Origin of the sequence: Paraburkholderia sp. SIMBA_053 (assembly GCF_046534895.1) — a bacterium.
In the GTDB taxonomy this organism is placed as follows: domain Bacteria; phylum Pseudomonadota; class Gammaproteobacteria; order Burkholderiales; family Burkholderiaceae; genus Paraburkholderia; species Paraburkholderia caledonica.
Genome location: NZ_JAWRXU010001595.1, coordinates 1 through 239, shown reverse-complemented (window position 1 = coordinate 239; position 239 = coordinate 1). Strand labels below are relative to the sequence as shown.

The 239-nt window shown below is 60.7% G+C and carries 1 protein-coding gene; it reads right to left on the bottom strand.

Annotated features, from left to right (window positions below; translation table 11 throughout):
- On the bottom strand, window positions 1-239 hold a 239-nt coding region (locus SB753_RS40930; RefSeq protein WP_410805662.1), incomplete at both ends, for an alkaline phosphatase family protein.

Below are 239 nucleotides of genomic sequence, written 5' to 3'. Positions count from 1 at the left end.
CGTCGTAGATCTGGCCGAGCAGCACTTGGCCGTTGCGCACGTCGGCATGCGGATGATCGTCGTTCGACGTGCCCTGCGCTTCACCGCCAAAGCTCGGATCGACCATGCAGAACGAGGGCAAAGTACCTGCGGCTGCGTCGGAGAGAAAGTCGGAGAAGAGCTTTGAGCGGCCCACGTACCGCGTTCCGTAAAGCGCGGTGAACGGCACGTCGTGGAAGTAGTACGTCGACGAAATGTTC